The 13,082-nt window shown below is 56.1% G+C and carries 11 protein-coding genes, 1 pseudogene and 1 riboswitch; of the genes and pseudogenes, 6 read left to right on the top strand and 6 right to left on the bottom strand.

Going from position 1 to position 13,082, the window contains the following annotated elements; all coding sequences use genetic code 11:
- Positions 1-114: 114 nt before the first annotated feature.
- The 6 genes and pseudogenes from thiC to MWN76_RS21330 all read right to left on the bottom strand — a co-directional run.
- The gene (gene thiC / locus MWN76_RS19475) at positions 115-2,061 is read right to left on the bottom strand and encodes a phosphomethylpyrimidine synthase ThiC (protein ID WP_250464611.1); all 1,947 of its coding nucleotides are present in this window, start codon (positions 2,059-2,061) and stop codon (positions 115-117) included.
- A gap of 164 nt (positions 2,062-2,225) precedes the next feature.
- Positions 2,226-2,324, bottom strand: a riboswitch (TPP riboswitch).
- A 73-nt stretch (positions 2,325-2,397) separates the two neighbouring features.
- Positions 2,398-3,765, bottom strand: coding sequence for a sulfoacetaldehyde dehydrogenase SafD (gene safD / locus MWN76_RS19470; protein ID WP_250464609.1), 1,368 nt, complete (start codon positions 3,763-3,765; stop codon positions 2,398-2,400).
- 10 nt (positions 3,766-3,775) lie between these two features.
- Positions 3,776-4,528, bottom strand: coding sequence for a sulfite exporter TauE/SafE family protein (locus MWN76_RS19465; RefSeq protein ID WP_250464607.1), 753 nt, complete (start codon positions 4,526-4,528; stop codon positions 3,776-3,778).
- A 25-nt stretch (positions 4,529-4,553) separates the two neighbouring features.
- Positions 4,554-4,802, bottom strand: a complete 249-nt coding sequence (locus tag MWN76_RS19460; RefSeq protein WP_250464605.1) for a hypothetical protein — start codon at positions 4,800-4,802, stop codon at positions 4,554-4,556.
- Positions 4,803-5,013: 211 nt separating this feature from the next.
- Positions 5,014-5,742, bottom strand: coding sequence for a LysR substrate-binding domain-containing protein (locus MWN76_RS19455; protein ID WP_250464603.1), 729 nt, complete (start codon positions 5,740-5,742; stop codon positions 5,014-5,016).
- 27 nt (positions 5,743-5,769) lie between these two features.
- Positions 5,770-5,946: pseudogene (locus MWN76_RS21330) on the bottom strand (helix-turn-helix domain-containing protein); the annotation flags it as partial.
- A gap of 111 nt (positions 5,947-6,057) precedes the next feature.
- On the opposite strand from MWN76_RS21330, the gene MWN76_RS19450 reads away from it, so the two are divergent.
- From MWN76_RS19450 to MWN76_RS19425, 6 genes are all read left to right on the top strand, one after another.
- Positions 6,058-6,333 (top strand): DUF4242 domain-containing protein, encoded by a 276-nt coding sequence (locus MWN76_RS19450; RefSeq protein WP_250464600.1) that lies wholly within the window; start codon positions 6,058-6,060, stop codon positions 6,331-6,333.
- 228 nt (positions 6,334-6,561) lie between these two features.
- A complete protein-coding gene (locus MWN76_RS19445) occupies positions 6,562-7,635 on the top strand; it encodes an alpha/beta fold hydrolase (protein WP_250464598.1) in 1,074 nt (357 codons plus the stop codon).
- A 128-nt stretch (positions 7,636-7,763) separates the two neighbouring features.
- Positions 7,764-8,528, top strand: coding sequence for a methanethiol S-methyltransferase (gene mddA, locus MWN76_RS19440; RefSeq protein ID WP_250464596.1), 765 nt, complete (start codon positions 7,764-7,766; stop codon positions 8,526-8,528).
- 213 nt (positions 8,529-8,741) lie between these two features.
- Positions 8,742-10,457 (top strand): FG-GAP repeat protein, encoded by a 1,716-nt coding sequence (locus MWN76_RS19435; RefSeq protein WP_250464594.1) that lies wholly within the window; start codon positions 8,742-8,744, stop codon positions 10,455-10,457.
- Between the two features lie 99 nt (positions 10,458-10,556).
- Positions 10,557-10,772 (top strand): hypothetical protein, encoded by a 216-nt coding sequence (locus tag MWN76_RS19430; protein ID WP_250464593.1) that lies wholly within the window; start codon positions 10,557-10,559, stop codon positions 10,770-10,772.
- Positions 10,773-11,004: 232 nt separating this feature from the next.
- Positions 11,005-12,921: a hypothetical protein gene (locus tag MWN76_RS19425; protein ID WP_250464591.1), complete on the top strand. Its 1,917-nt coding sequence runs from the start codon at positions 11,005-11,007 to the stop codon at positions 12,919-12,921.
- Positions 12,922-13,082: the final 161 nt, after the last annotated feature.

The following is a 13,082-nucleotide window of genomic DNA, read 5'->3' as shown; positions in this document are numbered from 1 at the left end:
GAGCGAAGGTGCCCCGGTGCCCTGGATTCCGGATCGAGCCCGGAATGACGGCTCTACGAGTGACAGACAGTAGAACGACCGGTACACGAAGCGACCGCATTCCGAATTCAATCATCACGCCTTGTGATAAATCTCACCGCCCATTTCCGTAAACTTGATCGCCATTTCCTCCATTCCCCTGTCCACTTCCTGCCGGGCTGCATAGTCGCGCACTTCCTGGGAGATTTTCATGGAACAGAATTTGGGACCGCACATGGAGCAGAAGTGCGCGACCTTGCCCGACTCTTTCGGCAGGGTTTCATCGTGGTAGCTGCGCGCCCGCTCCGGATCCAGCCCCAGGTTGAACTGGTCTTCCCAGCGGAACTCGAAGCGGGCTTTCGACAGGGCGTCATCCCGCTGCTGGGCGCGAGGGTGTCCCTTCGCCAGGTCTGCGGCGTGGGCAGCGATCTTGTAGGCCATCAGCCCCTCTTTGACATCTTCCTTGTTGGGCAGGCCCAGGTGCTCTTTGGGGGTCACATAGCAGAGCATGGCGCAGCCGTAGGTGCCGATCAGCGCGGCGCCGATGCCGGAGGTAATATGATCGTAGCCCGGTGCGATATCGGTGGTCAGCGGGCCCAGGGTATAGAAAGGTGCGCCGTGGCAGTGCTCCAGCTGCTCATCCATGTTTTCCTTGATCTTGTGAATCGCCACATGTCCGGGGCCCTCGATCATCGTCTGGACATCGTGCTTCCAGGCGATCTCGGTGAGTTCACCCAGGGTGTGCAGTTCGGCAAACTGGGCCTCGTCGTTGGCGTCGGCCACACAACCCGGGCGCAGGCCATCGCCGAGGCTGAAGCTGACATCGTAGGCCTTCAGGATCTCGCAGATATCCTCGAAATGGGTGTAGAGAAAACTTTCCCGGTGGTGAGCCAGACACCACTTGGCCATGATGGAGCCGCCGCGGGAGACGATGCCGGTAACGCGCTCGGCGGTCAGCGGCACGTAGCGCAAGAGTACACCCGCGTGGATGGTGAAGTAGTCGACGCCCTGCTCCGCCTGTTCGATCAGGGTATCGCGGAACACCTCCCAGTTCAGGTCTTCGGCGACGCCGCCGACCTTTTCCAACGCCTGGTAAATGGGCACAGTACCGATGGGTACCGGCGAATTGCGCAGTATCCATTCGCGGGTTTCGTGAATATTCTGGCCGGTGGACAGATCCATGACCGTATCCGCCCCCCACTTGGTCGACCACACCAGCTTTTCCACTTCCTCTTCGATGGAGGACGTCACCGCCGAGTTGCCGATATTGGCGTTTACCTTGCAAAGGAAATTGCGGCCGATAATCATCGGCTCCAGTTCCGGGTGATTGATATTGGCGGGAATGATGGCGCGACCCTCGGCCACCTCGCGGCGCACGAACTCCGGCGTGATCTGTTCCGGAATATGAATGCCATCGCGCGCTTTGCGGTAATCGGCCTCATTCAGCGCTTCCGCCTCTTGCGCGCGGCCCATATTTTCACGCACGGCGATAAATTCCATTTCCGGCGTGATGATGCCGCGGCGCGCGTAGTGCATCTGCGACACATTCTGGCCGGCCTTTGCCCGGCGCGGCGACGGCAGGTTGTCGAAGCGGATATGGTCCAGCCCCCGGTCCGCCATGCGCTGCTGGCTGTAGGCGGCCTGGCGCGACGTCAGGACCTCGCTGTCGCCGCGCGCTTCGATCCAGGCCTGGCGCAACTTCGGCAACCCGTCGCGGACATCCAGCCGATAGTCCGGATCCGAGTAGGGACCGGACGTATCGTAAACGCGCAGCGGCTCGTTGGGCTCCAGTACCGGATTCTGGTCGTCGCCACCCACGACGCTGTCACCGAGGCAAATCTCGCGCACCCCGACACGGATATCCGGCGTTTCGCCATTCAGGTACGTCTTGCGGGAACTGGGGAAGTTCTGTGCGGTGAGATTATCGAGAAATTCCCTGGCGGAATCGCGACTCGCGGTTCGGCCGGGCGCGGCCCGACCTGACGCGGCCCGACTGGATTTGCCGTTGCGGGTTTCCGCGCTACTGGTGGTTTCCTTGGACATGCTGCCCCCTATGGCTTGCGGGAAGTGGCGCCGCAGCGTCCGGGGGCAGAAGATAAGAAGAGAGAAGTCGCCCAATCGCGATGGAAACACAGGATTTGGCGACTTCAGATCTTGGTAACTTCCGATCAACAGGCGAGCGGGCACTCAGGCCACACACGGCAGTTATCAGAAGTTGCCTTGTTCCCTACGCGGGGGTTACCCCGATCAGGTTCAACGGATCTCGCAACAGCGATCTCAGCCCACAGGCACTCCGACAAGTTGGGCCGAGTATAGAGGATGTCCGCTGCTGTGAACAGGCGTTGTCGATGCCTCTCGTGGCACCAGCCGTCAATCCGGTCAGATGACCAGGGTCTTCTGGAAACTCATTTCGCGAATGGCGTAGCGAATCCCCTCGCGCCCAGCGCCACTTTCCTTGACGCCGCCGAACGGAAAGTGCTCGGCACGGAAGCCGGGGCCATCGTTGACCGCCAGCAGGCCGACGTCGAGCTGGTTGAACAGCTGTTTGGCCAGCGACAGACGCTCGGTGAACACTCCGGCCTGCAGTCCGAACGGAGAATCATTCACCAGGCGCACCAGCTCGTCGACGCAGTCGAAGGCCCGCAGCGGCATCACCGGGCCAAAGGTTTCCTCTGCAACCAGTTCCGCATCATCGCTGACATTGTCCAGAATAGTCGGCCAGATAATATTGCCTTCGCGCTTGTGGCCGTACAGCACGCGGGCACCGTCGGCTACCGCGGCATCGATACGCCGCTCCACTGCGTCTGCCGCCGCGGTGTGAATCAACGGGCCGACGAAGGTGTCGTCACTCGACGGGTCGCCCACTTTCAGCGCGGCAGCGGCCTCCACCAGCTTTTGTGAAAAGGCCGCGAATACAGTCCGGTGCACGAACAGGCGTTTGGCCGCGGTACAGCGCTGGCCCGCGGTGGCGAAGCGCTGGTTGATTGCGGCTTTGACAGACGCGTCCAGATCGCCGTCTTCCATCACGATCAATGGATCGTTGCCACCCAGCTCGAACAACAGTTTCTTGTAACCGGCGTTGGCGGCAATCGCATTGGCGGCGGCGGTACCGCCAGTAAAATTGATCGCGTGTACCTCGGGGTGCGCCGCGGCGTGGGCAGTGGCCCGGACATCCGGAATCAGCATCTGCAGTACTGAGGAGTCCATTCCGGCAGCGTAACAAAGCTCGATCAGCAATTGGGCGGAGCGCTTGTTCTGCGGCCCGGGCTTAAACAGGATGGTGTTACCCGCGGCAAAGGCCGGGCCGATTTTATGTACCGCGATATTGATCGGGAAGTTGAACGGTGTGATACACAGCACAGTGCCCAGGGGTTTCCACAGCACCACGCCGACCTTCTCGCGCTGGGGCGGGAAGGCATCGGAATCCAGCGCCTCACCCGAGATCCCCCGCGCCTCCATGGCGCTTCCCAAGGCTGTATTGTAGGCGCGGTCTATTTCCACCCGACTGTCGCTGATGGTCTTGCCGGCCTCTTCAGTAATCAGGCGCGCGAGCTCCTCCTTGTGCTCGAGTATCAGCTCGGCGAGCCGCATCAGGATATTGGAGCGTTCAAAAGCCGGCGTTGCCGCCTGGACTTTGCGCCCGCGCACCAGCTCCGCGAGGGCCTCGTCGACCCGTTCGCGACTGTCGAAGTTGTACTCCTCGATCACTTCCCGAGTGTAGGGATTGATGATTTGATAATCGGCCATAGTGCACACCTTATTGAGCCGCCAATAACTGATAGACGATGCGCAGGCCGGCCACCAACAGGGCCAGGCGCATCAGCCTGAAGAAGAGTTGGCTGTCGATTCTGTTTAGCAGCGCCACGCCCACCCGGGTGCCGATAACCGCCGCTACGGTCAGCAGCAGGATCAGCCCCAGGTGATCGGCAAACGCAAAGCCCAGATAAATAAACGCGGGGATTTTCAGCGCGTGGCACCAGGCCTGCATCACAGATTTGTTGGCCACCACCTCTTTCGGCGACAGGTCCTTGCGCACGAAAAATGCGGCCAGTAGCGGGTCCACGGCCCCGGCGAGAATCCCCAAGGTACCGGTGCCAAGGCCCACCCAGAAATAGTTTCGCGGCGCCAGGCATATTTCCGGCAGGCGCCTGGGCTTGAAGACTGTATAGAAGATCAGCACCGCCAACAGTGCCAGCGGCAGCTGTTGCCAACTGAGGCTCGCCAGCCCCAGGGTCATGGCGAGCGATCCCAGCGTACAGCCGATAAAGAACGGCAGACACAGCTCCCAGCGGATATGGTCGCGGACATAGTAGATCCGCGCCAGATTGTTCATCAGCTGTACAGCACCGTGGATGGGCACCAGCACCCGCAACGGGATGGCCACGTTCAATGCGGCAAACATCAGCACGCCGCCGGCGCCACCGGTCACGGCGGAAACAAAGGCGCTCGCCACGCACACCGCCAGCAGTAGCGCCATCGTCAGGCTGGAAATGTCTCCGAGTTCCGCCACGGCGACCTCGTTGTCGAATTTTTAGTCAGGGGAGTCTAAACGGCGGCTGTGAAGGGACCAAGTATTCGGGGGCCCGAAACTGGTTAATAGCGGCCATTAACAGGGTGAACTGACAGAAATACAGCTTCTGGCGGATAGGAATGGCCGCGATAGCATCTAGCCCGGATATTTTACCAGGGGCCACGATGATCGCGCCGAGATCTGTGCGCTCAGTGCATTTTGGATGAAAAACATCCTTGTTTTTCATCCTGCGGGCGCCCTGGCGGGTGTCCAAATCCTATCCTGCAGGATTTGTGCGGCGTACATGCATGCTTATTGCACGTATTAGTCGCAAAAATGTGCTGAGCGTGCAGAGATCAAACGAGGGCGTGGCCAGCATTGGCCGGTGACAATCTGTCCCCGCGGAGATCCCTGAAAACATTAACGAAAACATAGAGTTACGCTGAATACTAAGCGGCTTGGTGAAATATCCGGGCTAGTGGGCCTTATGCTGGCCCCACTTCGGCTCCCGACGTTGCTCGATTGCGAAGCCGGGCAGACAGGGCTGCCCGGGTTACGGTAGCCTCCTCACGAAGCCACTCACGCAGAAGTCGCGCTGGTCGGCGGAGGGGCTCGCTATCGGCAGGCTCCAAGCAGTAACCGTATTCTGTCCAGGCGCCCTCCTCCAGCGGAAACGGCAATACCAGCTCTCCGGATTCCACCGCAGTCAGCACCAACCCCAGACCACACAACAAGATTCCAGCGTTGGAAGTCACCCCCTCGACAGCGTGCCCGATACGGGCGTAGCGTACACCCCGATCGGAATTGGCCGACCTGTGCCCAAATCGCTGAACCCAGCGCGGCCAGTTGAATGCCAAGGCATCCCGCGCGTAGTAATCAGCATGCAGAAGCGGGAAACCTTCTAGCCGCGACTCCAAGGGGATATCCGCAATGCGCCTTTGGTTCTCCGGTGACACCACAGGCAGCAGGTAGTCACGAAATAACAGATCGCAATCCTCCGCGGCTCGAAAGGTTACTGTCAGGTCGGCTTCCAAACCGACAGTGGTAACCACGTCCAATTCAGGATAACGGGCAAGGAATCTGGCGAGTCTCGGCTTCAGCCATAGAGATAGCCAGTCTTCATCCGCAGAGATCACCACGCGGTTCGAATAGGGCATTCTCAATTGTTCCGCCACAGCGCTCAATCGCCCGAAGCCGGCCTCCAGATCTTCCATTGCGCTCCGCAACACCGCAGTCGGTCTCATACCGGTACTCTTACGCAGCAACAGTGGCGTACCCAGATAATCTTCCAGGGCCCGGATGCGTTGGCCTACGGCCGCTGGGGTCACGCCGAGCTCCTCGGCAGCCGTTTTCAGCGACCCGCAACGCATTGCCGCCTCAATCGCTTGTAGACTGTTTAGATGGGTGAGCCTGTTCATTACTTCAAGATAAAGATTTTCTTTAGCAAGGTAAAGAATTTCAGACTTGTGCCAACAGCTCCTGTCAGTGAAAAATCCTACCGACCATACCAATGAAAAGGTGAATCCGCTATGAAACGCTATGTAATCGAACGCGACATCCCGGGTATAGGCGCCATGTCCCTGACCGAGCTTTGCGGCGCCGCGCGGGCCTCCAATCGGGCCCTGGCGGACCTGGCACCGCGAATTCAGTGGCAACACAGCTATGTAGCGAACGACAAGACCTACTGTATCTACCTCGCAGAGAGTGAAGAGGCCATTCTGGATCACGCAGAGATGAGCGGCATACCCGCCAGCAGCATCACCGAAGTATCCCAGATTATCGATCCGCTGACGGCCAATCACTGAACTGGCTCGCATCTGTACACGGCGCGATCACCCGGCGAAATAGTTTGTCAGGTCAGTAATGCATGGAGATTCATCTTAGTTCCAGGTAACTGTTCAGCAGCGAAATCTGGAGATATCTCCGACGCATATTCCGGCCGTGTAATGGGTTGACGTCACCGGTCGGTTCGAGGTTGATGATTATGTGTTAAATTCTGGCATCCGCAGAAAAAATCCTCGCGTCGGGAATCCATGAAACCTTCCGCCCAGAAAATACACCTCTGTACATCGGAAAATGGTGTACGCCTTGCCTATGCTGTCACTGGCGATGGCCCACCACTGGTGAAAGCCGCCAACTACCTGACGCATCTGGAGCACGACTGGCCGGTATGGAAACACTGGCTGGAAAGCTTTTCCGCCAGTCATCAGCTACTTCGCTATGACGAGCGTGGTAGCGGCCTGTCGGATTGGGAAGTCGATAAATTTTCTATCGATGCCTGGGTCGAGGATTTACATGCGGTGACACTAGCTGCCGGGCTCGACCGTTTTCCTGTACTGGGAATTTCCCAGGGCGCTTCGGTGGCAGTGGCCTACGCGGTGAAGTATCCGGAACGGGTATCGCGCCTGGTTTTGTATGGTGGTTATGCCCGCGGATTTTTTCACCGCGATCTGACGCCAGATCAGCGCCTGGAAGCCGAAACGATGGTCAATGCCATTCGTCTGGGATGGGGCAAAGAGAATCCGGCCTTCCGCCAGCTATTTTCCACCCTGTTAATGCCGGATGCCAATGCGCAGCAACAGCATCAATTGAACGAACTGGCCCGCCTGTCCGCCAGACCAGAAACGGCCGCACGTATGGAGGAAGCGTTTTACAATATTAACGTCGAATCCCTGGCGCCGATGGTGACAACACCAACGTTGGTCCTGCATGCCCGCAACGACATGTGCGTACCATTTGAAGAGGGGCGGCGCCTGGCCGCACTGATCCACGGTGCCGAATTCGTTCCTGTAGAGAGCAACAATCACATCCTTTTGGCAGAAGAGAACGCCTGGACGGAGATTTCCAACAGGATTCAGCAATTCCTGGGTTCCGCCCCCAAATCCAGCAATACCCCGGAGGGTTGGTCTGAGCTGACCGAACGCGAGCTGGGGGTTCTGGATGGTATCGCCCAGGGAATGAGCAACAGGCAAATTGCCGCGAAATTGCAGATCTCTGAAAAGACTGTCCGCAATCATATTACCCGGGTGTTCTGTAAGCTGGGGGTAGGCCGACGGGCGGAAGCGATCATCCTGGCCCGTAATTTCGGTCTCGGTGTCACAGATTGATCGCACGGGGACATTTGTCCCAGCCCGGCAAAAATACTTACCGACTTTTTTTCGACATTGGGGCCAGAGCCTCATGTCCCTGCCACGTAATTCCATTAACCTCCTTTAGTTTTAAGGAGGGCTTCATCATGAATCGTTTTTCTATCTTTGCCTACGGCTTGTTCTGCTATGCGGTTTTCTTTGCGGTATTTCTCTATGCGATCGGATTTGTCGCCGGCTTTTTTACCCCCACGGCACTGGACGGAGCCGCCGACAGACCGCTGTCAGAGGCGATCGCTATCAATCTGGGATTGCTGATACTTTTTGCTCTACAACACAGCGGCATGGCCCGGCCCGCTTTCAAGCGCTGGTGGACCACCATTGTTTCCCCCGCAGCCGAGCGCAGTACCTACGTCCTGCTCAGCTCACTGGCCATGATTGCACTGTTCACCTTCTGGGAGCCGATGGGCGGCATTGTCTGGGAGTTGTCCAATGGCATGGCCTTCTGGGTGGTCACGGGGGTCTACCTGCTTGGCTGGCTTCTTTTGCTGTATGCCACCTTCCTAATCGATCATTTTGATCTTTTTGGACTGGCGCAGGTTTGGAGAAACCTCCGTGGTGAGCCCTATCGTTCCCCGACATTCCGTACTCCCGGCCTATACAAAGCGGTTCGCCATCCCATTTATGTCGGCTGGCTGATTATATTCTGGGCGGCACCAACCATGAGTGCGGCACATCTATTGTTCGCAGTCGTTACTACCGCCTATATCCTGATCGCAATTCGCTGGGAAGAGCGCGATCTGGTCGCCGCACTGGGCGAAGACTATATCCACTATCGGCAACGAACGCCCGCGCTCTTGCCCCACTTTCGCATGCGGGCTCTTCACTCAACCAACCTTGCCGACAATCATTGATGGGAGGTATTTACTGATCGTGCAGGTTGATGCGTCTAGCCCTCGAGCAGTTAAAGATTTTCTTTATCGTAATAAAGAATTTCAGTCTTGTTCCTGAAAATCTATCAGTGAAAAATCTTGTAAACCGTGAAATATGGATAGCACGCTATGAAACAAGAATGCGCACACCACCCAAACACAATCAGACTGCTGCGATTTGCAGGACTGTTGGTCATGGCATTTGCATTGGTCGCTTGCGGAGACGGAGGTGGTACCAGCGGTGGCAGCAGTAGTAGTAGCGATAGCAGCAGCAGTAGTAGTAGTAGTAGTAGTAGCGGTGGCCCACTCTCCACAAACTTTCTCAATGTCGAAGTCCAGGCCGGCGGCAGTGCACGCCGTCCGAAGAAACTGAAACTAGCGTGGGAGGTTGACGCTGAGCCCGAGTACTATCGTATTGAGATCAACCCGGACGGCGCTTCGGGCTTTTCGCGCAGCGGTTTGGGAGTCATCGCCGGAGACGTTACGGAATTCGAGTTTGCCGTGCCCCTGCACCTGGTAAAATGGAAAAATGCACAGCTGCAACTGGTTGCCCTGAACGCGACCGAGAGCGAACTGGGCCGGTCCGAAATCGTTCCGTTGGATCAGGTAACGATCGAAAAAATGATCGGCTACTTCAAAGCGCCGGTCATCGAGCCCGAGCTGGCTTTTGGCATGGCGTCGGCTCTGTCAAGCGACGGCCAGACACTGGCCGTCTCAGCTCTGGGGCTCGATCGAGATGGTGCTGTCTATACGTACGTCAAGAATACGGGTGAGTGGCACTTCCAGGAAAAACTCATACCTGAAGAACTCGATAACCTGGATCGTTTCGGCGACCGGTCATTGGCGCTATCCGCCGATGGTAATACCTTAGCGATCGGTGCTATCGGCGAAGATAGCGATGCAACCGGTATTGATGGGGATGCATCCGTCAATGTTGATACAAACTTCAATACCGGTGCCGCCTATATTTTTGCGCGGGACAACAAAGGCAACTGGGCGCAGCAGTCCTATATCAAAGCGTTCAATACCGGTGAGCGTTACTTTTTCGGCGCCAGTGTCGCCCTCTCTGCGGACGGCCGTCGGCTGGCTGTGGGGGCAGCCGGTGAAAGCAACGATAGCACGTCCTCCGACAATGAAGTGTCCAACTCAGGGGCGATCCACGTCTTTGACTACAGTGACTCCGGCTGGACGCAGACTGCCTACATCACGGGCACTGACATGGCCGAAGGAAGAAGGCTCGGAGCATCAATTGCGCTCTCAGCAGAGGGCGACATCCTCGCAGCCGGGGCAGACTCCTGGGGACCGGGTCGTATCTACGTATTTGCGTTTGACGACGATACCGGCGAATGGCGGCAGCAGATGGTCGCGAAAGAGTCCGAAGGTGATTCGTCGGACGGACTCGGCTTCAGTATCGCCTTGTCAGACGATGGCAACACGCTGGTAGCGGGCGCTCCCTTCCACTCCGCTGCCGGAGAAAATACTGGTGCCGTTTTTGTCTATCAGCGAGATGGTGAGAGCTGGGCTCCACCGGTCAGGCTACTCGCCTCCAATCCCGATCCAGACGATCATTTCGGCCTGGTGTCTTTATCGGGGGATGGCAACACCCTCGCGGTGGGCGCACCCCAGGAAGGTAGCGCATCGACCGGGCTGAATAGCGACGCAAGTAATAATAATGCGGAAATTTCCGGTGCTGTCTACATCTACCAAAGGGAAACCGAGTGGCTGCAAAAACTATATCTAAAGGCACCAAACACCGAAGTGCAGGAAGGATTTGGTTTCTCGGTGACGCTTTCTTTCGACGGTAAATCCCTGTTCGCAAGTGCCCCACTTGAAGATAGCGTGGCTACTGGTATTGGTGGAGATTGGGACAACAATAACGGCACGAACGCCGGTGCTGTATTTTTGTATTGATCCCGCGGCCGATAGGGATTTCCATTAACTGACGGTGCCGCTCAACAACAATTATTGAAAATCCTTCAAGGATTATTGACAACCAACATCGGAGGACGCATGTCAAAACTGATCGCACATCTAGCCATTTTCATCACCATCTCCACCGTCGGATTGTCCGGCTGCTCAAAGTCAGAGTCTCGTATCTATACTTGCCTCAATAGTGCCAGCGGAACCTGCAGTGAAACCTACAACGACACACAGGAAAACGCGGAACTGATCTGTCGGGGAGAATTGCGGCAGGGTAGCAGCTGCCCGGAGAAAGGGCTGATCTGACACTGCCAGAAACGCAAGCACGGTGAAGACTTCAGGGAGATCTACGAAGTCAAATCCTACTATCGGCCAATATCGGAGGGCTGGAGTCAAGACAAGTTACGCGAGCGCTGCTCGGGCACCTGGCTTCAGCCCGGACAGCAGGCAAGTATTCCCGAAGAGTATCTTCCCGGATCTTGATCGAGTCAGCTCAAAAAAACGCAGAAAAAACATACACAATCGCGGGAGGATATTCGTGATCGACTCCAATACCCACAACAGCGACAAAAAGAATGGTTTTTCCGTCGCTCCACTGATCCTGCTGGCCGGCTTGGCAGCTTCCTGTGGCGGTGGCGGCGGCTCCGCCGCTGAACCCACACCACAACCGAATCCAGCCCCGCAACCGGATCCAGACCCGGAACCGACGCAAGAGATGACCGGAAGTTTTATCGGTGCCCGAGTTGAGGGCCTGCGCTATACAACGCCAACCACTACCGGGCTTACCAACGCCGACAGCGAATTCGTATATCTGGTGGGAGAGACTGTCAGCTTCTCGATCGGAGGTATCGCACTGGGCTCGGCAGATGGGGCCACCAAGATAAGCCCCTTCGACCTGTTCGATATGCAAGCTCCGGAGACAGAAATGGAACTTCGGGCCGAATTCGAGAACTTTGACGATATCACCAACTTCGATCGAGTCGCCAATATTGTTATGCTGTTGGCCACACTCGATCGCGACGGCGATCCGAGAAACGGAATTAACCTTACCGGCTGGGACGAAACGCTCTCCGACGCCCACCTAGACTTTGCAGCGCCCCTTTTCTACTTTCGGGAAGCATCCGGTCCGGGTACTCTTTCCGCCCTGGCCAATCGGTACCAATTCAACTACCACCCTAGAAGTTTTCAAATGGTGCACATAGCTCTACCGCTAGCCAACCTATACAGAGAGCTCAAAATTACAGTTCCGGTACAGGCCCGAACGGAGAGACGCAAGGACCACGGCAATGACGGCAGCTACGACACCTGGATGCAGACCGATTTTGACGATTACGGTCGAAGGATAAAAATGCAGCGTGGCGACTATGAAGATGGCGCTATCGACGAGGAAAGAAACTGGCAGTACGACGAAAGACATTACGTAATTTCAAGCGATAAGACAGAATATGAATCCGATGGCAGTGTAGAAGAAACACTTACCAGCTCATACAAATACGACGAACAGGACAACCGGATACAGATTTTAAGAACCAGCACTAATGGCATTCTTGAAAGCGAGTACACCGTCACCAGAGAGTATGACGACGTCGGCAATCCGCTAGCCGAAGAAGAGGTAGGTGAAGGCATAGCGAACTACTGGACAAAACGTACTTACAGTTATAACGATCTGGGACAAATAGAATCACGAGAGTATGTCAGTGACCACAACGCAGACGGCAAGCTGGACTATGCTGACAGCCGAAACTACTCCCGGGATGAAACAGGCAATCTGCTCAGCGAGGCATACAAACGGCACTCAGATGGAAATACTGACAGCACACCGGATTTACTAGAGCGGAACGTCTATACACTTAACGCAGTTGGACAAAGAGTGGAGAGAGAGCGCGAAAGGTATGCCGACGGCGTTCTGGAGTCCACTCGGCAAGATAGATATACCCGCAATGATAGCGGACTTTTAGTTGAAGCCGAGTACAGCAACGACTCCGATGCAGATGGGATTCCAGATTTAATTGAAAAAGTTGAAATTGAATACGACGATAAAGGTCATCGCCTGACTGAAAAACAGATGGCCGATGAAGACGTCGACGGAAACTACGATTACTTCGCAACCGAAAGCAACACCTATAACGACAGAAATCTCCTGACCGAAACTCGGAAGGAACTGGATAGGAATACCGATTCAATCCCCGATGAGATCGAAGTGACAATCTATGAGTATCAGGAGGAACGATTGACCTCAGTAACAGAGAAGGAAGATATCAATGCCGATGGTGATTTCGATTCGGCCGAATCCGTTGAATATAGTTACAATAGCCGCGGCAATCAAAGCTCTCGACTGAAAAAGAAGGACGACGACGGCGATGGCCAGTACGAAGAGCAGGACCTGGAAGAATATAGCTATACAACACTCCAAAGTGGCGGTGTTTATTACCTGGTCTATTTGTATACAAATTAAATGATTGTGCCATTCCTCGAAGCGAATAAAAAAATCAGCGCTCAGGAGGGATTCAGTTTGGGCAGGAAGTCGGGGAACTGGGGCCTTGTTTTTCCCCAGCCATTCCTGGCGCGGCTCTGGTGTTTTCGATCGGGCGCCCGCGCAGGTTATTGCCAGGCAGG

The sequence above is a fragment of the Microbulbifer litoralis genome, assembly GCF_023634065.1.
Taxonomy (GTDB): domain Bacteria; phylum Pseudomonadota; class Gammaproteobacteria; order Pseudomonadales; family Cellvibrionaceae; genus Microbulbifer; species Microbulbifer litoralis.
Note: the sequence above shows the minus strand (reverse complement) of the source record. Positions and strands in the feature narration are given on the sequence as shown.

What these genes read in the sequence shown, in the direction of transcription:
- MWN76_RS19445 (WP_250464598.1), top strand. Translation starts at nt 6,562, where the DNA reads ATGAAACCTTCCGCCCAGAAAATACACCTCTGTACATCGGAAAATGGT.
- MWN76_RS19430 (WP_250464593.1), top strand. Translation starts at nt 10,557, where the DNA reads ATGTCAAAACTGATCGCACATCTAGCCATTTTCATCACCATCTCCACC.
- MWN76_RS19450 (WP_250464600.1), top strand. Translation starts at nt 6,058, where the DNA reads ATGAAACGCTATGTAATCGAACGCGACATCCCGGGTATAGGCGCCATG.
- MWN76_RS19455 (WP_250464603.1), bottom strand. Translation starts at nt 5,742, where the DNA reads ATGGAAGATCTGGAGGCCGGCTTCGGGCGATTGAGCGCTGTGGCGGAA.
- thiC (WP_250464611.1), bottom strand. Translation starts at nt 2,061, where the DNA reads ATGTCCAAGGAAACCACCAGTAGCGCGGAAACCCGCAACGGCAAATCC.
- safD (WP_250464609.1), bottom strand. Translation starts at nt 3,765, where the DNA reads ATGGCCGATTATCAAATCATCAATCCCTACACTCGGGAAGTGATCGAG.
- mddA (WP_250464596.1), top strand. Translation starts at nt 7,764, where the DNA reads ATGAATCGTTTTTCTATCTTTGCCTACGGCTTGTTCTGCTATGCGGTT.
- MWN76_RS19435 (WP_250464594.1), top strand. Translation starts at nt 8,742, where the DNA reads ATGGCATTTGCATTGGTCGCTTGCGGAGACGGAGGTGGTACCAGCGGT.